The sequence below is a fragment of the Methylomonas sp. MED-D genome, from assembly GCF_050276835.1.
In the GTDB taxonomy this organism is placed as follows: domain Bacteria; phylum Pseudomonadota; class Gammaproteobacteria; order Methylococcales; family Methylomonadaceae; genus Methylomonas; species Methylomonas koyamae_A.
Genome location: NZ_CP189965.1, coordinates 3,899,321 through 3,925,447 on the forward strand (window position 1 = coordinate 3,899,321; position 26,127 = coordinate 3,925,447).

At 54.1% G+C, this 26,127-nt stretch carries 20 protein-coding genes and 1 pseudogene; 13 read left to right on the forward strand and 8 right to left on the reverse strand.

Annotated features, from left to right (window positions below; all coding sequences use genetic code 11):
• The first annotated feature begins 41 nt into the window (after positions 1–41).
• Together ACQE3E_RS17500 and ACQE3E_RS17505 are read left to right on the forward strand one after the other, a co-directional pair.
• Complete coding sequence (locus tag ACQE3E_RS17500; protein WP_427500870.1) at positions 42–305, forward strand: DUF1902 domain-containing protein; 264 nt, start codon at positions 42–44, stop codon at positions 303–305.
• A complete protein-coding gene (locus ACQE3E_RS17505) occupies positions 302–544 on the forward strand; it encodes a type II toxin-antitoxin system HicA family toxin (protein ID WP_313729589.1) in 243 nt (80 codons plus the stop codon). The genes ACQE3E_RS17500 and ACQE3E_RS17505 overlap by 4 nt, the downstream gene beginning before the upstream one ends.
• A 301-nt stretch (positions 545–845) precedes the next feature.
• On the opposite strand, the gene ACQE3E_RS17510 is transcribed toward ACQE3E_RS17505, so the two are convergent.
• Both ACQE3E_RS17510 and ACQE3E_RS17515 read right to left on the reverse strand, forming a co-directional pair.
• Entirely contained in the window at positions 846–1,184 is a 339-nt protein-coding gene (locus ACQE3E_RS17510) for a hypothetical protein (protein ID WP_310749026.1), read from the reverse strand.
• A gap of 67 nt (positions 1,185–1,251) precedes the next feature.
• Positions 1,252–1,755, reverse strand: coding sequence for a hypothetical protein (locus ACQE3E_RS17515; protein ID WP_313729588.1), 504 nt, complete (start codon positions 1,753–1,755; stop codon positions 1,252–1,254).
• A 341-nt stretch (positions 1,756–2,096) separates the two neighbouring features.
• Here ACQE3E_RS17515 and ACQE3E_RS17520 point away from each other — a divergent pair, with 341 nt between their 5' ends.
• The 6 genes and pseudogenes from ACQE3E_RS17520 to ACQE3E_RS17545 all read left to right on the forward strand — a co-directional run bounded on the left by ACQE3E_RS17520 (position 2,097) and on the right by ACQE3E_RS17545 (position 5,281).
• On the forward strand, positions 2,097–2,408 hold the full coding sequence (locus tag ACQE3E_RS17520) for a hypothetical protein (RefSeq protein ID WP_427500871.1): 312 nt from the start codon (positions 2,097–2,099) through the stop codon (positions 2,406–2,408).
• On the forward strand, positions 2,405–2,764 hold the full coding sequence (locus ACQE3E_RS17525) for a DUF7673 family protein (RefSeq protein ID WP_427500872.1): 360 nt from the start codon (positions 2,405–2,407) through the stop codon (positions 2,762–2,764). Before ACQE3E_RS17520 ends, ACQE3E_RS17525 begins: the two co-directional genes overlap by 4 nt.
• Positions 2,761–3,141 carry a hypothetical protein gene (locus ACQE3E_RS17530; protein WP_427500873.1) on the forward strand — a complete coding sequence of 127 codons (381 nt, stop codon included), beginning with the start codon at positions 2,761–2,763 and terminating at the stop codon, positions 3,139–3,141. Before ACQE3E_RS17525 ends, ACQE3E_RS17530 begins: the two co-directional genes overlap by 4 nt.
• A gap of 71 nt (positions 3,142–3,212) precedes the next feature.
• Positions 3,213–3,356 (forward strand): annotated as a pseudogene (locus tag ACQE3E_RS17535) (helix-turn-helix domain-containing protein); the annotation flags it as partial.
• 74 nt (positions 3,357–3,430) lie between these two features.
• Positions 3,431–4,462: a tyrosine-type recombinase/integrase gene (locus ACQE3E_RS17540; protein ID WP_427500874.1), complete on the forward strand. Its 1,032-nt coding sequence runs from the start codon at positions 3,431–3,433 to the stop codon at positions 4,460–4,462.
• A gap of 183 nt (positions 4,463–4,645) precedes the next feature.
• Complete coding sequence (locus tag ACQE3E_RS17545; protein ID WP_313729582.1) at positions 4,646–5,281, forward strand: hypothetical protein; 636 nt, start codon at positions 4,646–4,648, stop codon at positions 5,279–5,281.
• 303 nt (positions 5,282–5,584) lie between these two features.
• Here the strand turns inward: ACQE3E_RS17545 and ACQE3E_RS17550 are convergent, their stop codons facing one another.
• Together ACQE3E_RS17550 and ACQE3E_RS17555 are read right to left on the reverse strand one after the other, a co-directional pair.
• Positions 5,585–6,013 carry a hypothetical protein gene (locus ACQE3E_RS17550; protein ID WP_313729581.1) on the reverse strand — a complete coding sequence of 143 codons (429 nt, stop codon included), beginning with the start codon at positions 6,011–6,013 and terminating at the stop codon, positions 5,585–5,587.
• A gap of 25 nt (positions 6,014–6,038) precedes the next feature.
• Positions 6,039–6,335: a hypothetical protein gene (locus ACQE3E_RS17555; protein ID WP_313729580.1), complete on the reverse strand. Its 297-nt coding sequence runs from the start codon at positions 6,333–6,335 to the stop codon at positions 6,039–6,041.
• 1,249 nt (positions 6,336–7,584) lie between these two features.
• On the opposite strand from ACQE3E_RS17555, the gene ACQE3E_RS17560 reads away from it, so the two are divergent.
• The 4 genes from ACQE3E_RS17560 to ACQE3E_RS17575 all read left to right on the forward strand — a co-directional run bounded on the left by ACQE3E_RS17560 (position 7,585) and on the right by ACQE3E_RS17575 (position 13,999).
• Complete coding sequence (locus ACQE3E_RS17560) at positions 7,585–9,810, forward strand: type I secretion system permease/ATPase (protein WP_313729579.1); 2,226 nt, start codon at positions 7,585–7,587, stop codon at positions 9,808–9,810.
• Positions 9,807–11,150: an HlyD family type I secretion periplasmic adaptor subunit gene (locus tag ACQE3E_RS17565; protein ID WP_427500875.1), complete on the forward strand. Its 1,344-nt coding sequence runs from the start codon at positions 9,807–9,809 to the stop codon at positions 11,148–11,150. The genes ACQE3E_RS17560 and ACQE3E_RS17565 overlap by 4 nt, the downstream gene beginning before the upstream one ends.
• A complete protein-coding gene (locus ACQE3E_RS17570; RefSeq protein ID WP_427500876.1) occupies positions 11,140–12,684 on the forward strand; it encodes a TolC family protein in 1,545 nt (514 codons plus the stop codon). The genes ACQE3E_RS17565 and ACQE3E_RS17570 overlap by 11 nt, the downstream gene beginning before the upstream one ends.
• Positions 12,685–12,769: 85 nt before the next feature.
• Positions 12,770–13,999 carry a glycosyltransferase family 4 protein gene (locus ACQE3E_RS17575; RefSeq protein WP_427500877.1) on the forward strand — a complete coding sequence of 410 codons (1,230 nt, stop codon included), beginning with the start codon at positions 12,770–12,772 and terminating at the stop codon, positions 13,997–13,999.
• A 190-nt stretch (positions 14,000–14,189) separates the two neighbouring features.
• Here ACQE3E_RS17575 and ACQE3E_RS17580 read toward each other — a convergent pair whose 3' ends face one another.
• The 4 genes from ACQE3E_RS17580 to ACQE3E_RS17595 form a co-directional block, all read right to left on the reverse strand.
• Positions 14,190–21,470, reverse strand: a complete 7,281-nt coding sequence (locus ACQE3E_RS17580) for a calcium-binding protein (RefSeq protein WP_427500878.1) — start codon at positions 21,468–21,470, stop codon at positions 14,190–14,192.
• 20 nt (positions 21,471–21,490) lie between these two features.
• A complete protein-coding gene (locus tag ACQE3E_RS17585; protein ID WP_313729574.1) occupies positions 21,491–21,988 on the reverse strand; it encodes a hypothetical protein in 498 nt (165 codons plus the stop codon).
• A 20-nt stretch (positions 21,989–22,008) separates the two neighbouring features.
• Positions 22,009–22,443, reverse strand: a complete 435-nt coding sequence (locus ACQE3E_RS17590; protein ID WP_313729573.1) for a hypothetical protein — start codon at positions 22,441–22,443, stop codon at positions 22,009–22,011.
• A 230-nt stretch (positions 22,444–22,673) separates the two neighbouring features.
• Entirely contained in the window at positions 22,674–25,535 is a 2,862-nt protein-coding gene (locus ACQE3E_RS17595) for a calcium-binding protein (RefSeq protein WP_427500879.1), read from the reverse strand.
• An 18-nt stretch (positions 25,536–25,553) separates the two neighbouring features.
• Between ACQE3E_RS17595 and ACQE3E_RS17600 the strand changes: the two genes are divergently transcribed.
• Complete coding sequence (locus ACQE3E_RS17600; RefSeq protein ID WP_427500880.1) at positions 25,554–26,102, forward strand: hypothetical protein; 549 nt, start codon at positions 25,554–25,556, stop codon at positions 26,100–26,102.
• The last annotated feature ends 25 nt before the right edge of the window (positions 26,103–26,127 follow it).

Consider the following 26,127-nt stretch of genomic DNA (forward strand, 5'->3'; position numbering starts at 1 on the left):
GCTTGGCGAAAAAACATGACGGATATTGGTCGGCTAGATGCTTGGATTTTACCTTGTATGCCGTTGGCGACAGCCTGGAAGAAGCCAAGGCAAAGCTTATCGACCAAATCGATGAATACCTCTATGACGCGATTGAGGGCGACGACAAAGATTACGCTCCAGCCTTGTTATTGCGAAAAGCACCCTGGCAAGATTGGGCAGTCTTCTACATCATCGATTTTCTCCAGCGTTGCCGGTCACTGTCGGAGTGGTTAGGCGAAGCATTTAGCCCGAACATCCCGCACGGTCCGTATCGGCACGCATGAGCGGGCATCACCCGCCGCTTTCTTGCGCCCAAGTCAAAAGTATTCTGAAAAAGCTGGGGTTTGAGCCCCTACCCCAAAAAGGCACGTCTCACGAACACTGGAAGAAGCGGGAAAACGGCCAACTTTTCAAAGTCACTGTCGATTGTCCGAAACAACCGTTTAGCCATGACCTCATCCGATACATGGCACGGCAGGCCGGCGTTACGGTGAAACAGTTCTACGACGCGCTGAGGGATTAAGGGTGAATGGCCGGCTCGAAGTAAAGCTATCGTTTCAAGAAAAACGCGAACTCCAGCGTTTGATCGTTCGGCAAAACCAAGTCATTGCCAGCGACACCGCATAACCGGCTGAAAAGGCCGAGGCCAACAGGATCAAGTCCGAGGCTTTGTTGAAATTAGGTGTTGTCCCGATTGAGCCCGCGAAAAGCTTGTCCAACTTTTAGCCAATCCGACCTCACTTCAAGTATGCCGGGCCGTTTCCAAGTTTTGTCACGGCTTTGTCACAGGGTTTTCCACAGAGATTGGGGATAACATAACAGGTCTAGTCGAACCATCTGGCCAGAAGACGACTGATAAAACCGACCTGTCTTTCGCCATAGCGATCAAGTTGTCCGGAGGCGAAGTAATTCCGGGCCGCAAAGAAACCGCAGATCAGCGCCAGGGCAGTCGCGAGCCATTGGAGCCAATGCACACGCTTAGCAAAGATCGCTTCCACAATTGGCCGAAACATATTGCTTTGAAGCGATTCGAGTTGGTGGTTGATCCATGCCGGCAACAACCAATAAAACACCACGAATTGCACCAGTCCAAGAATCAAGGCACCTTGCCAAGAAAAGCGGTTGGCCATGTAAGCGGTGTCGGACAACAGGCCTCCGGCCATTGATCGGTTCCGGTAATTTCGGCGATAGCGGCGTCTTGGCATAGGATCGACTAATTACACTTTCAAATTAATACCCGTGGTAACGATCATCACTGAAGGCTACCGTGGTAATGGTGGCGCTATACGAGCTAGTTTTGTACTCGTTTTTGCACGCCGTACAGCGCCAATGCCCTTCGCCATTGCCTTGTAGGCGTATTAACTCCTGGTTTTTGTCGTAGCAATGTTGGCAGTACGGGCCGTCTTTCTCGTTACCGTCTACTCGCCAGTAATATGGGCTTTCCCACTGAAGTTGGGCTTTGATTTTGAGCTTTTCTTGAAGCGCACGGACTTCCCCGTCCTTGCCAATTAAAAGCTGCTGCATATCTATTATTTCGGACTTCGCGTCGACCAAGGCTGAAATAATTTCGACCAAGCGCTGCTTTGCCTCCACTTTTTCAAGGGAATCATCGCTATTTTTTAGCAAATTAGCGATTTCGATAGCGGTTTTAATAGTTGTCACAATGGCTGGTGCCGAACCTAAATCCATTCGAATCCTCTCAAAGATAAGTGTTTGGCGCATATCATCGGCCACATTGCGTATCTAAGCAATATCTTCATTCTCTTTGATGGTTTAAGAATTTCCTTGACATCTCCGTCGCCCCAGTAGCAGAATGTTTTCGACCCCGGCGCACCGGGGGCGGGATTGAGACCCCGTTTTTATCAGTGGCGATGAAAAGCGCCGCATACCCTTGCGGCTTTTTTGTGCCCGTCATATCAGTACGGCAGTGCTGTACGAATTCGTTATGGCGTGGTTATTTGGGCAGCCTTACGGCTGGCCGCCCCACTGAGCGGTAGTCTCAACCCACTTAACCACGTCGCCCAACGATTGAGACCAATGGGCGGCGGTTACTTACTTTTCAGTGGAGAACCGACATGCACACCCCAACCACGGGCAAAATCCGCCCAAATTCAATTGATTTCAGCCATCGCATTTTCGACATTGGCGGGAACGCCGATATAGTCTGCTCAATAGAGGAAATCGCCGGCAGAGCCGAAGCGGTTATCGGCACAGTGCAAGCGCTTTGCATAGCCGGCGAAGACGAAAACGGGCTCGGCAAGATTAATCGCATCAACCCGGAAACCGTTTACTTTGCGCTGGATAGCTCGCTAAAGGACCTCAGAGACATTAAAGCGATTGTCTTGGCCTGGGCCGACGCCACCGATACCGTTGGAGGTGCAGCATGAACAATCCAACACTCGCCCGCGCCCCCGTTGACGCTCTGCTACAGCAACTTTTCGATTTAGACACCGAACGCCAAGCCGCGACCGAGGCCGGCATTCCAGCGTTGATCCGTCTGGCCGAAGTGGCCGATCGCGATACCGGCCAAGCCAATACCGTGCGCTGCTTTCTACTCGGCCTGTATAACGGCTACCACTTCCCTTTCAATCTGGTTCGGCTTCGGGGCTTGGACAAAGTCCTGTTCGATGACTGCGTGGCCGTGCTGACGCTGGACGCCCGAGCCACCGCGAAGGAGATTCACCAGTATCTAGGCGATGGTGGCGACCGCTTTGTTCGCTGGGCGCAAGGCGGTGCAGCATGAGCGCCGCCCCAGCAAACACCTTGGACAACGCCTACAACGCCGCGCAGCGCGCAAACGCTATCCTGGCGCTGATATTTGACGGGTTTATCGATAGCATTCCGAACGAGAACGTCCAGACGGCCCTGTACGCAGTGCAGCGTGAGGTCAACGAGGTTCTGGGGATTGTCGAAGCTCTGAACTGGCCGGAAGATCAAGCGCCAGACTCCGATCCCGCAGCCGGCGCCAAAGCCGAGCCGGCCGGAGACTGCGCGCGCTCAAGCGGCGCCGGTCTGTTCGACAAGCTGCTTCGTTTTGCCGAGTCCATCACCGAAGAGGCCGCAGGCATCGACGTTGAATTGAGGCGTTACAGAGAAGGCTTAGCGGCACGGGAAGGTTAATATCGCCGCCATTCGACCGAAGGCGTAGAGGCATAATAAACCTTCCAGAAACCATAAGACGGAAGAAAACAATGGAAATCTTAACCCTGCAACAGGCGGCTGAAATGCTGATGATGCACCCCATCGTCTTGGCCCGAAAAACCAAGTCCGGGGAAATCCCCGGTAAGAAACCGGGTCGGCGCTGGATTTATGTCAAAGAACACCTTGCCGACTGGATCAGCGGCCGTTATCCCGATTCTGAACAAGCGTTGCGAGTCATTGATGGAGCCAAACCAAAGGAGGAAAGACCATGCCCATCTTCCAACGTGGCACCACGTGGTGGATTGACATCACCACGGCAAACGGCGAACGAATACGCCGATCTGCTAAAACTAAAGTCAAACGAGAAGCCCAAGAACTGCACGACAAGCTCAGGGCGGAGCAATGGCAGGTCTGCAAGCTCGGAAAGAAAGAAGACCGCACCTGGCAAGACGCAGTGATCAAGTGGATTACCGAGCAGGACGGCCACAAGCGCAGCATCGAGACCGATCGCTATCACCTGCGCTGGCTGGACGGACATTTAGGCGGCAAGACGCTTAGCCAGATCGATAAGCCGCTTTTGGAATCGATCAGAGACGCCAAGAAGTCGGAGGGGTCAAGCAATGCGACGGCGAATCGGGTCTTGTCGCTGATCCGGGCGATATTGAACCGGGCCAAGAACGAGTGGGATTGGCTCGATACTGTGCCGGTGTTTCGGTTCTTGCCGGAGCCAAAGGAGCGAATCCGATGGTTGACGCACGAAGAGGCGGCCGCCGTCATCGCCGAGCTTCCGGAGCATCTGGCGGCGATGGCTAGGTTCGCGCTGGCGACCGGTCTCAGAGAGGCCAACGTCACCGGTTTATTGTGGAGACAGGTCGATTTGCGGCGAGAGTGCGCCTGGATCGAGTCTCACCAGACTAAGGCCGGTAAGCCGATTGCGGTACCGCTCAATTCCGATGCCATGTCAGTGCTGAGAAGTCGGCAAGGCCAGCACCGTGACTACGTGTTCGTCTACGAAGGCGAGCCCGTAAAGAAGGCCGGCGGGAATGCGTGGCGAAAGGCGCTGGTTCGGGCCGGCATTGAAGATTTTCGCTGGCACGACCTTCGTCACACGTGGGCCAGTTGGCATATTCAGGCCGGGACGCCGTTGGACGTGTTACAAAAGCTTGGCGGATGGGCGAGCTACGACATGGTTCTAAGATACGCGCATCTATCGAGCGAGCATCTCAAGCCATACGCTGGCAACTCAAAAATGATTTCCCTCGATATTGTGGAATTCGCAAAACTCAAAATAGCTAGTTGAATTAGGTCTCAGTCTAGCAATCAATCTCGAGCCGGCCCGGCACCGGCTTTTTTCGATGCAAACTCGCGGCCACGCTGCAGCGGACAGCTCCGCCAAAAACGGTAGTATTCCATTGCTACATCGTGATCTATTTGGTTCAATACCATAGACAAATCACCGATAGTTCCAACTTAGAGCGCATTAATGACCACTGCGGAAAGAGTTTCATTACTTGTTTCAATTACGGCCGCAATTATTTCTTTCGGCGCATTGTATTTTCAATTCTTTTGGTCCCACGATGAATTGTTGGTTGATTGGACTTATTCGGTGAGGGGGTCGCCAGAGATGAAATACCAAGGGCCATCGGTAGAAAGCATATACGGGCAAATCGAGCTATCTGTAAGCCCAGATATGGTATTCGTGAACGGAGGCAACCGTTCCGTAGCCATCACTGATATTCAATGGATCGTCCTGTTCAACCAGGAGACTCAAGTCACTAATCTGTGGAATCATGGTCATAATCCTCCACTGTCGGCTTGCTCAGTTGGCGCTGGTGGTTCATCACAGTCTTGGGGTCAATTGGAAATCAATGGAAAGTCGAGCGACGCAAGCACTATTATCGTAAAGCCAGGCGAAATTACTGCGTTTCGAGTTAATTTTCAACCTTTGGTAGAGCAGACTGATATAAATTGGAAATCAGATTCAAAGGTTACAACGTGTTTCAAAGTTGATTTACTCAATGGGGATGGTAAGAGGCTCACAAAATACCTTCCCGCTGCAATTATAAAAGTAGGTAGCGCCCTCGGCGAGGAGCGTTCCGGGCCAATTAAGCTTCTCTGAATCCACACATATTCGCTGAAAGCAATCTAAACGGATCGAGCTGACAAGGAATAACCGGAACACCACCCCAAACTCTCCGTGATCCTGCGCTAAACTCAAAGCTCCAAAATCACAGGAGCGATAATGCCCAAGACCAGACAAACACCGCCGCCGGCTCGGCCCGGTTGGTACTACCCGGATTATTTCGTAGCGCAGCGGGCTAAAATCAGGGATCAGCGGCGGGATTCTCAAGGAATAAAGAAACAGGCCTAAGCGAATGCTGCGGCCGGCCCGGTATCTACGATTTTACCTTGGCTAATTGTTTTAAGGGTCGCAACCTTCTGGCGCTTTTATCGGTGGTCTTTTTGATGCCGGGTCCGATGCTGGATCGGCAAAGCGTTTTACGGCTTCATAAACCCACCATGCCCGCGCCGGCCACATGCCATCTTCCAGGCAGATTCTTTTTAGAATTAGATCGGCGGTGCCGCGATGGACATTGCGATCCAGATACTCGTCCCGCATCAATTGATACAAGGCGTCATGCACTAGGGAGCCGCGCATAAATGATGGAGTGTCGATGGTGGGGCCGGATGGCCCATCCCAGGCGTAGCCTTTGCGGATGGTAAGTTGGCCACTGGTGTCCAGGTCAATGTAATCCGACTGGATGAGAGAAGCCGGTTTAATTTCGATAACGACGGCGTAGGTTTCTTTGAGTTGGTATTTATAGCCGTCGTTGTAGGCGATACATCTCATTAGGCTTTCCTCACGAAATTAGTTGCTAACGCCGCCGGCGCGACTCAATGAGCCGCGTTTTCTCGGGGACCCATTGTTCCGAGGCGACTTGTTCTGTGATGGTCCCTTGATGCACCAACTGACACAGACCCAGATAGAGTGCATAGAGGTTAATGATGCCCCTGTCGTCCATGTGTTTTTCCATCAGTTTTTGTAGCGCGTCGTTGCTTTGAGCATTGCAAAGTTCGCCGGGCATGACGGTTTCAATCTCGGTCAGTTTCGAAGTAACGGCCGATTGGGCATTGACTGCGACCAGCAGGAGGGAAAAGGCTAGTTTCTTCATTGTGCGTCCCAATTTCATCGTTAGACGAAACATAGTCCATTTTTATATTTTGACCGACTTGGCGGGGACGTTGCGCCAGCTCAATTCCATTCTGCTCGCTGACGGTTTGGACATGGCTCCGGCAGCGATTTCAGGGGGGACATTCTGGTAACAGTGGACCGAATTCAAGGCGTAAATTTAGGCGCAGTAGTCAAACGACATGAGCCTAAATTGAATCAAACCAAAACAAAACTACTTGAAACTGTGTACATATAAGGAATAAACTACAGTTTCACGTTGTTTCAATTCGTTGGTGAGGCACTTTTAATGCGATGGTCGTGCGTTCGAATCGCACACGACCCACCACCAATTCGATAAGAAAATCAACCAGTTACTGAGAAATCAGAGCTGGTTTTTTTGTGCCTGAAATTTAGGCTTACGCGAGATTTAAGCGACTTGGCATTATGCTCAGTCCAGCTTCGTCGTGACGATGAATCACTGTTTCAGCCGATAGCAGCTTTCATTCAAACCAGACAATTGGGTCACCGATGACAGTAATCGGTGGCAATTGCTTAACTCAGAACCAGCCTTTTACTTGCTAATCTATTTTTAATTCTCGATTGCAAATCACTCCCCTTACATCGAGGATCGTAACGCCTCCCCAAGTTTGGCATTAGCCAATAACAGGCTTACACTTGCTTTCGACATAAGCTTCCATTGGAAAGCGAGCATGGGATGACAAAATCAATGAGCTGGCACCGAATCACGCTATGCCGTCAAGAATATGAATCGGGTGAATTGTACGTCCTTCGGGGAGCGTTCCATGCTGCTTATACCGCCAGAAATGGCCCTGAAGGAATGGCGATGTTCGGCTGCTGGACTGATGACGATTGCTATTTCGTTTATATCTGCATATTCCGATTAAAGCCGCCACCCATTCCGACCGCAAACCCACCAGTGATTCCTGTTCCAAAACAGCCGGTGGCGCCTATACTCAATTTCACTGTGTAATCACTGACGATCTTTCAATCTTGGCGCTCCCACACATTGCCAACCCGTTCCTCTAGACAAATGCCGCAACGCAGACTAGATTTGCCCGGTCTTTTCGCAGAACGGGCTTGCCGTTAGCGACAAAGTTCGAATTTACCAACCTGTATTTCATTCGCCTCTAGTCAAGGATGCCCGTGTTCGATTTGCGATTCGTCAGCTCCGTCAGTGTACTCAGTGTTTTCCCACTGATAAACGTGCCAGTTCTAACCGGCTACTCGCAATGACATCAGCGAATCCAAACTCTCCAGGCCTGGACACCGGACTAGCCGCGTTATTAATGATGGCCGCCTTCCACGGCGTGGCCGCCGACGAAGCGGCGTTGCGCCACGAGTTTGGGCCGATGTTGGTGGCGGATCGCGAGGGGCGTTACCGTTTCGACCACCGAGCCTTGCAATTGGCCGCACAACGGGTGGGCTTGACCGCCCAGTTGCGCCGGCAAGACCCGCAACGTTTAGCGTTAGCGCCGTTGCCGGCAATGGCGAAGGACATCGACGGCCGCTACTTCATCCTGGCCAAATTCGATGCCGGGGTGCCGGCGCCCGTGGTTTCGGCTCCGGGCGGCCAGCCGGCCGGCAATCAGCGCACGCCAAACGCCGACGCCAATGTCCTGATCCAGCGCCCCGGCGAACCGCCAACGGTGTTGACGTTGGCCGAGTTGCTGGCCTGCTGGACTGGCGAGCTGCTGTTTTTCACTTCCAAGGCCAGCTATGCCGGCGAGGCCGCGCAATTCGATTTCACCTGGTTCATTCCCGCCCTGATCAAGTACCGCAAGCTGTTCGGCGAAGTGCTGTTGATTTCGCTGGTGTTGCAACTGATAGGCCTGGTCACGCCGCTGTTTTTCCAAGTGGTGATGGACAAGGTGCTGGTCAACCACGCGATGAAGACCTTGAACGTGATTGCGATCGGCTTAATCGGCGCGATGCTGTTCGAAGCCGCCTTGTCCGGCATCCGCACTTGGGTGTTCGCTCATACCAGCAGTAAGATCGACGTGGAACTGGGCGCCCGCTTGTTCAAGCATTTGCTGGCCCTGCCGACCGCTTATTTTCAGGCGCGCCGGGTCGGCGATTCGGTCGCCAGAGTCCGCGAGCTGGAGAATATCCGTTCGTTTCTGACCGGTAATGCCATCACCTTGCTGCTGGATTTGCTGTTCTCGGTGATATTCATCGGCGTGATGCTGTACTACAGCCCGTGGCTGACCCTGATCGTCGTGGTATCGATACCGCTGTATATCTTGTTGTCGGTGGCGTTCACCCCGGTGATTCGGGCTCGACTCGACGAGAAATTCAACCGTGGCGCCGAAAGTCAGGCCTTTTTGGTCGAAACCATCAGCGGTATCGACACGGTCAAGGCGATGGCGGTCGAACCGCGTTGGACCCTGCACTGGGAGAAACAACTGGCCGCTTACGTGTCCGCCGGCCTGGCGGTGACGCAGGCGGCGACCTTGGCCGGCGGCGGCGTCAACCTGATCAGCAAACTGGTGACCGCCGCCATCATGTGGCTGGGCGCCACGCTGGTGGTCGACGGCCAACTGACCGTCGGCGAACTGGTGGCCTTCAACATGCTGTCCGGGCAGGTCTCGGCGCCGATCTTACGGTTGGCGCAGCTGTGGAACGACTTTCAACAAGTCGGCATCTCGATGCGCCGCCTGGGCGATATTCTCAACACCCGTAGCGAAATCATGGGCCAAAAGACCCGATTACCGCGCATTGCCGGCGCCATCGAATTCGACCAAGTCTCGTTTCGCTACCGGCCGGATGCGCCGGACGTGATTCGCGCAGTGAATTTAAACATCGCGCCGGGCGAAGTGATCGGCATCGTCGGCCGCTCCGGTTCCGGCAAAAGCACCTTGACCAAACTGGTGCAGCGTCTGTTCGTGCCGGACCGCGGCCGGGTACTGATCGACGGCCACGACATCGGCATTATCGACACCGCCTCGCTACGCCAGCAAATCGGCGTGGTGTTGCAGGAAAACACCTTATTCAACCGCTCGATTCGCGACAACATCGCCCTGGTCAACCCGGCCTTGCCGTTCGAAGCCGTCATCGAAGCCGCCAAACTGGCCGGCGCCCACGAGTTCATCTGCGAATTGTCGGAAGGCTACGACACCCTGGTCGGCGAACACGGTACCGGTTTGTCCGGCGGTCAGCGCCAGCGCATCGCCATTGCCCGAGCGCTGATCGGCAATCCGCGGATTTTGATCTTCGACGAAGCCACCAGCGCCTTGGACTACGAATCGGAAAAAGTCATTCAGGACAATATGCGCCGCATCTGCCAGGGCCGTACCGTATTGATCATCGCTCACCGCTTGTCGGCGGTGCGCGACGCCAGCCGTATCGTGGTCATGGAACGCGGCCAGATTGCCGAGACCGGCCGGCATCAAGAGCTACTGCAAGTACCGAACGGCATCTACGCCCACTTGTACCAACTGCAGCAGGCCGGGGCATGAGCCTGCGCCACCGATTGCAAGCCTACGCCGAACTGTGGGGCCGTTACCGCGACACCTTCCGTTACTTCTGGCAACGGCGCCGAGAGCTGGATCGCCCGCCACTCTCGAACGACGAAGCCGAGTTTCTGCCGGCGGCCCTAGCCTTGCAGGCCAAACCGGTCTCGCCCTTGGGCCGCGGCGTGGCCTGGCTGTTGATGGCGTTGGTCGCCGCGACGCTGGCCTGGGCCTGTCTGGGCGAAGTGGACATCATCGTCAACGCCGCCGGCAAGATCATCCCCAGCGCCCGTACCAAGACCATCGCCTCGCTCGATACCGCCAGCGTCGCGGCGATTTACGTGCGCGAAGGCCAGTTCGTCAAGCAAGGCGACCCGTTACTGGACCTGGACAGCAGCGCCTTCGACGCCGAACGCGACAAGGCCAGGGCCAACTATATCGAAGCCCGCTTGCAGGAGGCGCGGGCCGAGGCCTTGATCGACGCCATCGATCATGGCAAGGCGCCGGCCTTCGCCTGTCCCGCCGAGGTACCCGCGGCCAAGTACCAAGCCGCGTTGGCGCATTTGGCGGGCCAATACCGCGACTTCATCGCCAAGCGGCAGCGCCTGGACGGCGATATCGCCCGTTACGCAGTGGCGCTGCCGCTGGCCGCGCAACAAGCTCGGGACTTTCAAGCCTTGGCCGAGGCCCACGACGTCGCCCCGCACGCCTACCTGGAAAAGGAACAAGCCCGCATCGAGCTGCAAGGCCAACTCGACAGCACCAAAAACCAGCGCGCCGCGCTGATCGCCGAGACCCGTAAATTGGCCTTCGACGAACGCACCCAAGCCGGCAAACTGGCCAGCGACGCCGAGCAGGACGCCGCCCGCGCCGACGCCCACGGCCGGTTATTGAAACTGAGCGCCCCGGTGGCCGGCACCGTGCTGCAATTGGCGGCGCATACTGTCGGCGGCGTGGTCGCGGCGGCCCAGCCTCTGCTGCAATTGGTGCCGCAAGACAGTACGGTCGAAGTCGAAGCCACCCTGGAAAACAAAGACATCGGCTTCGTTCGGGAAGGCCAACGCGCCGAAGTCAAGATCGACGCCTTCCCCTATACCAAATACGGCACCGTCACTGGCCAGGTGGCCCACGTGTCGCGCGATGCGATTCAAGACGAGAAAAAAGGCTTGATCTACAGCGTGCGCATCGCCCTCGACCAAGCCACGCTGGCGGTCGACGGCCATGATGCCGCGCTGTCGCCCGGCTTGTCGATCCAGGCCGACATCAAAACCGGCCGGCGCCGGGTGATCGAATACGTGTTGACGCCGCTGTTGCAGCACGGCCGGGAAAGCTTGCGTGAGCGTTAACGCCAAAACGGTGCGAACAGCGTGCCGCCCTGGCCGTTCGGCCACGGCACTGGCGCTGAGTGTGGCGCTGGGCCTAATGCCCAAGTTGGCCCTAAGTGTTGATCTATCCCCCGTACCCAACATTCCCGACGTGCTCGACGATCCGCTCAATACCCGGCCGCCAGTGCTGACGCAGGGCGCGGTGTTGCCGGGCGACCGGCAAAGCATCGTCTGTCCGGTTGAAAAAGACTTCGCAACGCCGTTGCTGCTGGACGACGCGGTCGATCTGGCGCTATGCAATCATCCGCAAGCCCAAGCCGCCTGGGCCGAACTCAAAATCCAGGCCGCCAATCTCGGCGTGGCCAAGGCCGGATATTGGCCGACCGTGAACGCGGCCGTCAACCATCTGAACAGTTATTACCAATATCCGGATTCATCCATCCCCTCAAGCGAGACCGACGGCTTTACCTTATACGGCAATCTGAGTTGGCGCTTGTTCGACTTCGGTGGCCGCGCGGCCAATCTGGCCGCCGCCAACTGGCTATTGACCCAAGCGCTGGCCAATCAAGACGCGGTGTTTCAACGCATCCTGGACGGCGTGATTCAAGCCTATTTCGACGCCCAAACCGCCAACGCCCAACGGCGGGCCAAGACCGATAGCGAGGCCCTGGCCGGCCAGACCCTGACGAGCGCCCGCCGCCGCGAGGCCGGCGGCGTCAGCGGCCGTAGCGATACCCTGCAAGCCGAAACCGCCCTGGCCAAGGCGGCATTGGGACGCAGCCGGGCCGACGGCGACTACCGCAAGGCCTTGGCGGTACTGCGCCAGGCGATGGGTATCGCGCCGGAAACGCTACTGAATTTGCCGGACAACGTCGACACGGCGGTGGCCGGCGAGACGCTGGCCCAAGACGGCCGCGATTTGCAAACCTGGCTGGCCGAAGCCCAGCGCCGCCATCCGGCCATCGTCGCGGCCCAAGCCCAGTGGGAAGCCGCCAAGGAACGTATCGTGCAGGTCCGCGCCGAAGGTTTGCCGACGCTGGACTTTAGCCTGAACGCCTATCAAAACGGCTACCCCAATCAAGCCCTGTCGCAAAACCAAACGAGAGTGGAAACTATCGGTATCAATCTGACCATCCCACTGTTCGAAGGCTTTGTCCGCACCTACAAAATCCGCGGCGCTCAGGCCCAAGCCGAGCAGCGCGCGGCCGAACTGGCCGACACCGAGCGGCAGACCCTGCTGGATGTGGTCAAGGCCCACGCCGAGGCCGAAGCCGCGCTGCGCAACCTCAGCTATTCGGCGACTTGGCTGGACAGCGCGCAAGCCGCGGTCGACAGCTCCCGGCGGCGTTACGACAAAGGCGCCGCCGACATTCTGGAACTGCTGAATACCCAGACCGCGTTGGCCGACGCCCGTCAGGAACGCCTGCGCACCCTCGCCGACTGGCGAGCGGCTCGCTTGCGCTTGTTTACCAGCAGCGGTTTGTTGGGACGGGACCTGATCGAGCAGGCTGAAGGGCGATACGGAAACGGTCGGCCGGCTATCAGCGCCAAATAGTGATGAACGCCATAGAACGGTATTCGCTGATCCGCCAAACGACGACACACATCGCAAACAACCCAACATCAAGCGCTAAGCTCCGATGAAATGCCTATTCGTCCATCAAAATTTCCCCGGCCAGTATCGCCACTTGGCCGCCCATCTGGCCGCCGATCCCCGCCATCAAGTCGTGTTTATCACCCAACGTTCGGAAGGCGAACTGCCGGGCGTGCGGAAAATGGTCTACCGACCGCACCGGGCACGATCGCACAGCGTTCACCAATATTTGCGGGAAACCGAAACGGCGGTGATCAACGCTCAAAGTGTTGCCCGCATCGCCCTGGACTTAAAACGGGCCGGTTTCGTACCGGATTTGATGCTGGGTCATAACGGTTGGGGCGAAATCTGGTATTTGAAGGAGGTATTCCCGCAATCGCCGCTGCTGGGTTACTTCGAGTTCTTTTACCGGCTGAGCGGCGCCGATGTCGGTTTCGATCCGAACGAGCCGACCGCCTTCGACGACGGACCGCGCTTGCGGACCAAGAATCTGGGTAATTATTTGGCCTTGGATACGGTTGATGCCGGACTCTGTCCCACTCACTGGCAGAAATCGCGCTATCCGACCGGCTACCACGACAAATTACACGTCATCCACGACGGCATCGACACGAGCATCGTCCGCCCGAACCCGGATGCGGCCTTATCCCTGGCGCAAACCGGGCTGACGCTGAGCCGGGCCGACGAAGTCGTCACGTACGTGGCCCGCAATCTGGAGCCCTATCGCGGTTTTCCCAGCTTCATGCGCAGTCTGCCGGCCGTCCTGGCAGCCCGGCCCCAGGCACGGATCGTGATCGTCGGCGGCGATGAGGTCAGTTACGGCAAGCGCCTGCCGCCGGGGCAGACCTATCGTCAACAGTTACAGGCGGAACTTGGCGACGCCCTGGATGGGCGGCGGGTGCATTTTTTGGGCAAGGTGGCGTATCCGACCTTTCTGAAGATACTGCAACTATCGAGGGTCCACGTCTACCTGACCTATCCCTTCGTGTTGTCCTGGTCGGTGCTGGAAGCGATGGCCGCCGGCTGTCTGGTGGTGGCTTCGAATACCGCGCCGGTGCAAGAAGTGATTTGCGACGGCGATAACGGTTGGTTGGTGGATTTCTTCTCGCCCAGCGAGATTGCCGAACGAGTCATCGAAGGTTTAAAAGCGGGGCCGGCGGGGTTTGCCGCCATGCGGCACAACGCCCGGCAAACGGTGATCGAGCGCTACGATCTCAACACGGTGTGTTTGCCGGCGCAGCTTGGATGGCTGGATCGGTTACGGCGGCGGGATTAACAAGCCCGTCAAAACAGCGGCCGCTTCCATTCCTTTTCCTTCCCACAAACGAGGCGGCGCTCAACCACACCGAGCGTCATTCTCGAGCGCGGAACCAAGGGATTCTTGGGAACTCATTCAACCAAAGTTGGCGCCCCAACGCCCCATCCCCGAGATGCTTGACCTCGGGGATGGGACACGCTGACGCCGCTTATTGCCAGTTGGCCGCAATCACCGGCGCCAGCGCGGTTTGGTAATTCGTCGGCAACGTGGTTTGGCCCGACGACGGCGGTGCAAAGGCCGCCATTGCCGACACCAGACTCTCGACCTGACTATCCAGCAAGGTCAAATTGCCGTCCGTGGTCTTGAACTGCTCGACGTGGTTGGCGCTGCCGCTATACCAGTTTTGCACGACCAGCTTATCCGAAGTTCCGATGATGCTGACTTCCAGGTTGTTCCCCGCATGGACGAACCACAACTGGTCGGCGCTCACGCCGGTCAGGAACTGGGCCACATCGGTATTACCCACCGTCGCATCGTTCTCGACCACGGTGTCGGCACCGTAGCCCCGGCCCAGAACGTAGGTGTCGTTGCCGGTACTGCCGCGCAAGGTATCGGTGCCGGCGCCACCTCTAAGGGTATTGGCGGCGGCGTTGCCGTAGATGATGTTGTCCAGACCGTTGCCGGTAGCATTGATTGCGGCTGAGCCAGTCAAACCTAAATTCTCTACGTTGTCGGTCAAGGCATAGCTGACACTGGCGTACACCGTGTCGCTACCTTCGCCGTCGGCTTCGAGAACGACATCGCCGGTGTTGTCCACCTCATAGGTATCGTTGCCTTGCCCACCGCGCAAGGTGTCGGTGCCGGCACCACCTCTGAGGGTATTGGCGGCGACGTTGCCGTAGATGATGTTGTCCAGACCGTTGCCGGTAGCATTGATCGCGGCTGAGCCGGTCAAACCTAAATTCTCCACATTGTCGGTCAAGGCGTAGCTGACGCTGGCGTACACCGTGTCGCTACCTTCGCCGGCAGCTTCGAGAACGACATCGCCGGTGTTGTCCACCTCATAGGTATCGTTGCCTTGCCCACCGCGCAAGGTGTCGGTGCCGGCACCACCTCTGAGGGTATTGGCGGCGACGTTGCCGTAGATGATGTTGTCCAGACCGTTGCCGGTAGCATTGATCGCGGCTGAGCCGGTCAAACCTAAATTCTCCACATTGTCGGTCAAGGCGTAGCTGACGCTGGAATACACCGTGTCGCTACCTTCGCCGGCAGCTTCGAGAACGACATCGCCAGCGTTGTCCACCTCATAGGTATCGTTGCCTTGCCCACCGCGCAAGGTGTCGGTGCCGGCGCCACCTCTGAGGATATTGGCAGCGGCGTTGCCGTAGATGATGTTGTCCAGACCGTTGCCGGTAGCATTGATCGCGGCTGAGCCGATCAAGCCTAAATTCTCCACGTTGTCGGGCAAGGCGTAGCTGACGCTGGAATACACCGTGTCGTTACCTTCGCCGGCATTCTCGATAACGTGGTCGTTAGCGTTATCGACTGAGTAAGTATCGTTACCGTCCAAGCCGATCAACGTATCTGCGCCGGCGTTGCCTTTCAAGGTGTTGGTGCCGGCGTCGCCGGTTAGTTGATTGTCCAACGTATTTCCGGCCAAGCTTAGCCCAGTACCGTTGGATATCGCGTTTTCAACGTTGGCGGTCAACGTATAAGCTTGGACACCTGTGATGTACACCGTATCGGTGCCTTCTCCGTCATATTCCAATACGGAATCCACGAGTCCGTCGGAGGCATCCAGGTCGTAGGTGTCATCACCATTCCCACCCGCTAAGGTGTCGCTACCTTCGCCGCCAACTAATGTATCGTTGCCCCCTTTGCCAATTATGTTGTCGCTACCCAATTGCCCAATTAATGTCCACGAATAATCATCGGGCGATACTAAATTATCATTTAACGCCGAGCCCATTAGCGTTGTACCAAGCGCCGACGCAAAGGAATAACTCCACTCATCGTCATCGAAAATTAGTTCCGGTTCGTCGTCTTGAAAATACCAATCAACTAACCGCAACGAGTCGGAAGTATCGCTAAATGTAATCAATAAATCGTTCCCGGACTTAACTAATACCACATCCTCAGGATCAATTCTCCAATCAAATACTACGCCACCCGAGAACTTGTGCGCTACGGCCTCTCCCATGCCCAAACGAAACTCGGCAGTCGGCAACGGTAACTGCCACTCTGAGATAAATGAAGTATCGGAATTTACGAAGTACGGTTCATCCCACTCCCCTGAGAACCCCAAAAATGACGGCGTACTGGATAACAATTCGTCAAGCCCGAGAGTACTACCATCGGCGAAACGAACGGTTACCGTATCGAACGAAGATACGTCAAATTGTGCATTCTCGCCAGGTAATAAGATAGCCGCGTGAGACGCACCATTCCAATTCAATTCCACGGTTTGGAAACGTTCGCCGTTAATTTTTATTACGCTGTAGCGCGATTTTAGATTGAGCTGCGTCACGCCATCCGGCAGTTCCAAAACATCAATGCTTGCTACGCTAACGAAATAATTAGTCTCGAACCATGGATTGATAATGTCAAATCCCCCCGCAGAAAGTACATAGCGATCGGAACCTCCATTTCCTAGCAAATAATTCACGCCATTGCCGCCAATCAGTACATCGGCATTCGACGTTCCTAACAGGGTATCGTTTCCACCGTCCCCATCAAGAAACGCCACGGTCTCTTCATTACCCTCGCCATGAAAATTCCAACTGTCGACGAAATCATTCCCATCACCGGCTTTAATAATCAAAGCAGGTGGTGCGTTTCGAATAACAATATGATCGTCGCTTACACTTCCCTCAACTTTAATTAGATTCCTCACGGTATTAATCGTTTCAAGCCTTAATTTTAAATGCGAGGGCAAAGTTTGTCCAGATTGTAACTGACGGCCTAACTCAACCGCACCGATCTCGCCACCGGTACTTTCAGAAACTTCAGAGATGTTTACGCTCGCATTAACATGAAAGTGTTGCTGCTGATACAGAAACTGATTTTCGACTTCCTCCCAGGATAATAGATATTGACCAACAATTCCACCAAAAGGGTGGACTGTCCCACCAATGGGGATGAAAAATGAATTAGCTTCCCAGCCGAGGCCAAGATTGACAATTTCAGATTTTAAAACTCTATTCTCGCGATAAATATTTTCAAATTCCTCGAATTGGTTTCGGTTCCATCCTGAAAGCGCTGTCCTATAAACACCAGAATCCCAATTCTGTTCATAACCCCGTGCCTGACTTAGTTCGTCTAATATCACGGTTTTGACAGCCAGTTCGGTTTTCAACCAATCGGTCGTATAGATATAGCCGGATTCCTGGTCAGGTCGTGAAGTTGCTGGGGGCGTGAAATGAATAAAATCGTAATTGAAATGAATTTGCGATTTTTGCTCAAAAGTTCCATCATTCAATTGAGTGAAACCAGACTTTACCAATCGGTCGGCGGCCCTGGTCCGCCAATCAAGTACAAAAGTTTCTTCTAAGCCAGCAATTTTCTCGATCGAGGCTCTATAAGCCGCATTAGTCACTAAAACTTCCGTGAGCGATTGGGTTTCGCCCTCTCGGTTTTGAATCAACCACTCGTGCGGCAATTCATAAAAGTCCGCGAGTTTCAATCCCTGATTGCCATTTTGCCAGGTGAGCAATAAAGAACTACCGTCAACACGCCCTTCCAAATCAGAAAAATTTAACCCAACCAATCTGATAACACTGGTTTCGTCCGTTTGCTCAACAACCGTATCGATTCCCATATTGCCAGACTTTAGTATGTAGGTATCGGTGCCATTGCCCCCCAACAGGGTATCGTCGCCTTGGCTACCGTCTAGGATATCGTCACCATTCATTCCTTCCACGGTGTCAGCAAATTGGGATCCCAGTAACAGATCGTCGCTTGCCCCACCCGTTATTCGAGAATGACGTAAATTATCAAGCTCCGTACTGTCGATTGTTGAGCCGTCCGCGAACTGAAACTGGCCGATAAACTCGTCTTCATTGAACCAGTCTTCCAGGGTTAGCGTCGCTTCCGGTCCATTGAGTAATTGAATAACGAAGTCACCGTTAGCTTGGCGGATCAGTTGAATGTCGCTACGCCGTATTCCCTCGCTGAATGACACGCGATCATTTTCGGCACCCGGCTGCCAAGCGATCACATCATTCCCGGTTTCCGAACCCCAACGATAGCTATCGATGCCATTTCCACCGATGAGTAGATCGTCACCTAGTCCGCCGACCAGCGTATCGTCGCCTTCGCCGCCAACCAGGGTGTCGTTACCGTCGTCCCCTATCAGCCAGTCGTTACCGTCGATTCCAAATAGTTGATCTGCGCCGTTGCCACCCCATAAAGTATTCGCGCTCGTATTCCCGCTAAGAGTGTCCATGCCGGCGCCGCCGAAGAGATTGCCGTCCTCGTTCTGTACGGTGAGGTTCATTGAGAGATTGACATTTGTACCTACCCAATCACGCAGGGATGCAATATCTAAACGACCGTCATCACTTCTGATCGACAGATTGGTTCCGAACAACGCTTGAAGGACTTGAACGTTACTACCATCTGGTCTGACTACGACTAAATCGCCGGATTGGACATTGATTATGGGTAAATAGCCGCCAGATCCTGTTACGGTGGAGATTTGGAGACGATTTGTGCCGAAAAAATCCGCTATCCGCGTGCTACCACCCACGTTGACAAGGTAGGTATCGTCTCCCTCGCCCCCTAGCAAATAGTCGGCGCCGCCTCCACCATCTAATATGTCATCACCCTCTCCGCCAATTAATACATCGTCTCCATTCAAGCCATTTATGCGATCGACAGTATTGCTTCCGATGATTGTATCGTTGAGATCCGTGCCATCCAGATCAAAGCCACGTGCCAAGAGTTGTTCGATGCTGAGCGTGGTACCGTCGGCGAATTCGAAGCGGCTGACCGATGAGCTGTTGAACACGTCGGTTTGGTCGAAGTTTTCGATATGTACGGCATTGCCGCTGCCCAGGTCCAGCATCAGCGAACCCAAACGCAATTTAACATCGCTAGAATTCACGCCGTTGCCGAAGATAATTTTGCTGTTCTTTTCAGGATCGGTATCGATGATGTGGTCTATACCTTCGCCGGCGTTGATGAGATAGGTATCGAAACCCTTACCGCCATACAGCGTATCATTACCGGCACCGCCGATCAGGGTATCGTCGCCACCATTGCCGTAGAGGGTATCGTCGCCGGCGCCGCCGTCCAGATAGTCTTTGCCGTGATATTGCAAGGCCAGCTCGCTTTCCGTATCGTCGCCCCACACGATGTCGTTTTCGGCGCCGCCGAGCAAAATATCGTCGTTACCATTACCGAACAGCAAGTCGTTACCCGCACCGCCGTCCAGAAAGTCCTTGCCGTGCAGTAAAGCCGGGGTGGTCGAATAAAACCCAGTGGTTACCGAACCGTCGCCGCGCAGAAAGTCAGTGCCGCCACCGCCAACCAGCAGGTCGTTGCCGCCATTGCCGCTTAAAGCGTCATTATCCTCACCGCCGTCCAGGTAATCGTCGCCGTGGCCGCCAACAATGTCGTCGTCTCCGGCATCGCCGTAAACCACATCCGGGGCATCGTCCAGCGTTAATGATCCGCCGCCGCTAATGATAGAGGAGTTATTACCACTATCGTAAATTCCCCAGGTGCTGCCCAGGGTCCAGATGGTTTCCCCGGCGGGCGCTTGCCAGACATCGTTAGGCCCAGTGCGTTGCGGTGCGTTTAAGCCTGTGGCGCTGAGGATTTCGTCGTTGCCGGTTCCGCCATGAATGGTGTCCGAGCCGGACCCGCCGCCAATCAAGTCGTCGCCGGCACCGCCGTCGATCCGGTCGTTGCCGCCCCGGCCATCCAGCGCGTCATTGCCGCCCAGACCGTTGATGAAGTCTTTGTCGCTGGCGGCATGCTGGTCGCCGTAAATCACATCGCTGAAGTCTTGTTCGGAAACGCCGCCGGTCAGCGTCCCGTCGACCGACCAGGAGGTCGTCCCCCAATTGTAGGTTAACGCACCGGGAGAACCCGTAAGCGGCGCGCGCTGGTCGCCGAGGTAGGTGTACTCTGCGGCGCCAGGCCCGGCACCATCGCCCAGGGTAATTCCTATATCGCCCGGATGCCAGTTTAGGATTTTGACGGCATCTCCCTTACGCAGGATGTACAAGGTCTGGGTGTTGTCCGACTCGGTTTGTAAGTGGTAAGTGATGGTGTCTTGGAGGTTTGTTTGGTCTTGCCAGGTGGTGGCGCTGAACTTTTTCCATTTATCGGCGGCGGTGTTGCCGTCGCCCTGTATGTCGGTCAAGCTCCAATAGAGATGGCCTTGGCCGTCGCTGTCGATCAGGGTATCGAAGCCGTCGCCTTGGCTGACGACATAGATGTCGTTGCCTTCGCCGCCCAGCAAGGTGTCGCTGTCGGTGCCGCCAATCAGCGTATCGTCCCCGCCGTTGCCGACTAAAATGTCGCTCCCACCCAGGCCTTGGAGGGTGTTGGCTTGGTTGTTGCCGATGAGGAGGTCGTTTTGATCCGCACCGACATTGATTCGATAACCATCGCGTTTGGCACCAATCAAATCCAACTGTTGCTCAGTGGCAAGTTGAATGTCCAACGGGTTGATGGCATCACCCAGGCTATCGGGGAGATAAAGCCCAATCAATACGCTGGCGGCTTTCTGTAGGCTGTTTTCTAGGGTTTGAACGGCGTTATCTGGTGATAAATGGTAATCTCGATTAGCGTTACTAATTTGACTGCCGTAAGTGGCCTCATAATTTAGAATATCGTCATGATGCCGGTTATACATGGCGTAGATTTGTCTGGCTTGAGCTTCGTCTACGGTATCAGGATCATAAAGACTAAATATTTCGGATTCGTAATAGCGGCGTTTGGCTATACCATCGACAAAATTGGGATTTGAAGTTTGAGCGTTATAGCGTATTTGAAACCAAGCCTCTGCTCTGTCATCTGCATAAATCGCATCGTAAAAACCTTGCATTTTGTTATGAATAGCTGGCAACCCACGATTATATGTTATTGAAACCAATGCAACACGCTCCCATGATTGGGGCACAGCAAGTTCGTTTGCGGCTGACTCATAATTCTGATAAGTTTGGCCGAGCAGTAATTTCGCCTCTAAATTAGTCAAGTTTTTGCTAAATTCAGAGATGGCAATTGTTGTTTTTTGGCTAAGGATTGGTTCCAAATCGATTTTCTTTAGAACTACCCATTGCTCATCACTTAATGTAATGTTGGCATTTTTCCAGATAGTAACATTATCGTTACGCTCAAACGTATATCCATAACCTATAGTAGCTTTCCCATCTCCAATATTTTTAACATATTGAATATATCCCTCGGCTCGACTGATCACATCAACTACAGCGTCAACATAATCCTGTGTATTTTGAAAAAAACTGTATTTAATCATAAAAACTCCAAAATTCTATTTTAAAGGCCATCGCAAATTATCTTTATTCCGCCGTCGCTTATACTGTATACATTCCTTTTTCCAGTCTTATATTTTTCAGCTTCTGACGTCTCACCAACTAAAACATAGATTTTTTTATTTACGCGAATTAGAAAAAACTTTGCCTCTTCTAGTTCATATTTTTTCCCACTAGAAAGATTGACATATAAAGAGCAAAGACCATTAATGCCTGCGCCACAGCTCCTTATAATAGAATCGTCAATGCCATCACCTTCGATATCAATGCCTTGATAATAATCCTCTCCAGGTCTTATTTGCTGATAAGCTAGAATAAAGTTGGCCCGATCTTTTTTATTCTGTCGATGCACTAATTTGTCATGGATTTCTTTACATGTATTTTTATGCTGATCCGCATAACATAGATTGAAGAGCGCAAGAATAAAAAAAATACACAATATTTTTAAAGACATCATATAGCCACTTCCTATATAACTGGTATTGAATGTGGTCAGTGACATGGTTATTTTCCTTTGTATGGTTAACGTTCTTCAGCCATACGAATACGGCAGATGGTCTCAAATTCTAATAGCGGTTGATCGCTACCTTTCACAAACCGAGACCCTTTGATGTATTTCAATATATCCATATAGTCTTTGTATATGTGATTGGGCTCAAAATCGTCATAGGGCGTTTCAAAACGAGCGCCAATCAAATAAGTAACGCTATCCAGAATAAAAGGACGAAGTGAATGCCATTTGATGGTCGGAATATTCTCTGCGCCATGTATCAATCTAATGCCTTGTACATTTCTTTGCTTATATATCGTGGCGCCTATTAGGTCTTTTATGTTCAGTGTACCGAGGGGATAGACAGAAAATGAACTGGCACCGTAGACCATACCCTGGAAAAAACCATCCTGAACGGCTGTTTCTATCTTTCCGTCATTGTCAAGGCCGTAAGGTGCAATAACCATCGGGCATTACGCCATATTTTCAAACTATTCAAATTCATATAAATCTCCATCAATTTTTTAATCGCTTCCATTGATGATGCTTGTCCAATTGCGGAACATCCGTTATCAGGTCGTCGCCGTTGGTTCTGACACGACCCCTTGGCAGGGTCGGTCGATTTTGTCTAACAGGTTAACTCGTTACCATAACCCTTTAGTACCATTCGTTTCGTTTTTTGCAACAGCTTGCGCATTTACGCGCTTTTTCTGGATCGCGCCGCTAGCGGCCAAGCGGCCTCGTTTGCAGCATTCCGGCGCTTGGTTACCGTCTCGGTATCGAGTGCGCCGTTCACCGGACCGAGGCCGACGCCGTTCAGGTTGGGCCGGGTCGAGTCGGCGAAGGGGTAGGTCTGGTCGGTTTTGGCGAAGGTCCAATCGTTGGTTTGGGTGGTGTAGTCGGCATCCGCAAAAATGATGTCGTTACCGGCGCCGCCTTCCAGCCAGTCGCTACCTTCGCCGCCCATCAACGCGTCGGAACCGCCGCCGCCGATCAGCATGTCGTCACCGCTACCGCCGCTGAGAAAGTCGCCCAAACGATCGGCCGGGACCGAGCCCAACCCCGCTTCGGCGTTTTGTTCGTCGGCGTACAGTACGTCGTTACCTAGGTCGCCTTGCAGGATGTCGCGGCCGGCCCCGCCGTCCAACACGTCGTTGCCCTGGCCGCCGTCCAGCAGGTCGTTGCCGTTGCCGCCGTACAGAATGTCGTTACCACCCAACGCCGCCGCCTGAACGACGGCCCCGTTGAGTTGCTTGCGGTGATGAACCACACCGTCTTCGTCCAGCTCGGCGACTTGGGCCTCGGACCAACTGCCGCTTGGGTTGGCGATACCGCCGTCGCCGTAGAGCATGTCGTCATCGCCCCCACCCACCAACACGTCGGCGCCATCGCCGCCAGCCAATATATCCTGGCCGGTGCTGCCATAGAGTTGATCGTTGCCCGTGCCGCTGCTCAACAGGTCGCCGCGTTGTCCCGTTCCCGTTGCGGTTTGGCCTTGGTTGTAGAGCGTTTGGAAGTCTTGTTGTTGGTCGGCGTACAGCAGATTGTCGCCGCCGCGATTGGCCAGCAGGATGTCGCTGCCGGCATAGCCTTCCAGCAAATCGTTGCCGGTATCGTCGTAAAGCGTGTCTTCCCGGCCGGGATCGGCTTCGGTACCGACGATGACGTTGCCTAGAGCATCGGTGCCGATCTGGATGCCAGCGATATTGGGGTCTTGGTCTAGGGGTTTGAGGTCGCCGAACAGCTTCAAACCATTTGGCGCAGCGGGCGCTTGACCGGCGGCCAAATTGATACCCAATTCGCCTTCGGCCCAGTTTTTGACGAATAAGGTATTGCTCGCCGTAGCGATCAATAAATCCTGAGTACCATCGGCACGGACCACCAAGTTGTAACCGATGCTATGTTGGAGATCCTGCCAAGTGTTGCCGGCATGTATCCATTGGTTGGCGGCAATGCCGGTCTGGCCTTTGGCCTGTATCCCTTCGAAGGTGATTTTACCTTGACCATCGGTATCCAGAATGGTGTCCATGCCATCGCCGGCGATGAAGGCATAAATGTCGCTACCACGGCCGCCTTCCAGGTAATCGTTGTCCTTGCCGCCGGTTAATAGGTCGTCTCCGCCGCCACCGTAGAGCCTGTCGCTGGTATTGCTGCCGTTAAGCATTTCGCCAGACTGCGAGCCGAAGACGATTTGATGATCGTCCGAAAATAGGCTTAAGTCGTCAATAACAATTTTGAGCGGCTCGCCATCGACCAGTAAAGTCTTGTCGATATAGGTCCAATTGCCTGAAAATTGCAAAGTATCCCATTCGTCACTATAGGATTTATCCTTATAAAGCTTGAAAGCTTCACTTGCCAAATAGGCACTAGGAATGATTGGATTGCTCGCTGTTACTAGAGTGACTGCAGATAGGTAATTGGCTACAATCAAGTCGTTATAATCGTGTTTGCCACCGTCGTATTTTAGTTTCCAATCTAGCATCGCGGCTCGGTCTCTAAGATACTGCTCGGTTAGATCGCCGGTACCATTGGCCGAGTTATACAAATCCAGCGCCCCGTTTACGTTTGAAGCCACATAATCGAGGCCAGTCACGACGAAAGGATTGAGTTCGGCCAATGCAAAACGGTAGGCCAAGCCTTCGGCATCGTTTTGGGTTGCTTTAGCTACCATGCCGGATGAGTTCGCATCGCTTAGCAAGGTTAACGCAAAGCTTTTGCCATCATCGATCTCGGTCTTTATCGCAGTCTTAATCTCGGCTAATTTATTGTGCAACGCATTGCGAGACTCGATGTTCGACCACGAATTGCCGTCGGTGAGATTGACTGTGGCACCGGTTTTGGAATCGATATAGGTGGCATTATGCAACTCAGGTGCTTGGCCGATACCGACAACGGCTTTGTATAGTTTGTCGACTAAAATTTCCAGTGTATTGCCTTCGGATTGGCCCTGCTGGCCGGGTTCGGTACTGGCATTGCGATTGTTGGCCGATTGGATCAGGCGGTTTAATTGCTCCAGAGTGACGCTGGTATCAAGCGCCGCGAAGGTATCCATCACCGTCAGCGAATCTATCATCAACACCAAGCTGTGCGTATCGCCGAAATCGTTGACATCCCAATGATCACTGATGGCTAAAGCTTTGAAGCTGGCATTGAAATTGTCGATCAAGTCGGCGATATGCTCCGGGGTGCCTCGCCACAAGGGTTGATCTTCGATCTGCACGATGGCTTGGTCAGTGGTGTGCCGATAACCGCTGACCGCGACGGCCGAAAAACCCGAGCCGGCGACTTCGGTAATTTTGTCCGACAAGCCCGTATTGGCATAGAGCGTGTCCGTAAAAGGAATGGCGGCCCCAAATGGCGCACCGGTAGTTGCGCCTTCTGCGGCCAGTTTCATCGCCAGATGAAAGCGCCAATCGCCCATGACACCTAAAAAAGATTGATTCGGCTCGCCGGTGCTGTCGGTCAAGGTTCGTACCCGCCGCCATTCGGCTTCGGCATTATTGGCGGCGGTGATGGCTTGATCGTACAGCCCTGAACCGACGGTTTGGGCAAGCGACATTAGTAAATTTTCGTCGGGTTGGCCGTTGTTCCAGAGTTGATCAAACCTATTGATGACTTGATCGAGGCTGTTGCCATTGTTCAGGCCACCAGTACCGGCCGAGTTGAACAGGTAGACATGGTCGATTTGATTTATCCAGCCTTGTTCTTGAGCCAGCATCGCGAACGCTGTGGCCAAGTGGCCACCCAACGAATAGCCTGTGACGGTGAAATGGGCGTCGGCCGGCAATTGGCCGCTACTTCTCAGGCCGTCGAACCATTTCATCATGTCGCTGATTTGGCCGAAGGCCCAGCCGTAATCGTGAATGGAGTTGTTGGTGCCGCCGTCGCGGATGTTATCTTCGACGAATTCGGTGCTGCGGAAGGAGATGACGTATTCGGGATTAGAACCTGGGGTTTTGAACAGCGTACCGCTGAATCCGGTGTCGGTGTTGGCTTGTTGGGCGACGACGATCCAGTTGGCTTGAAAAGCGTCTATTTCCTTATCGGTGAGTATCGACGTGTGTTTATTTCCTTTTTCCAGCGCAATTTTAAGCGCTTAACAACAAATCACCATGCATTAAAATAGCGAGATTTCAGGTGTGGTGGTAGCG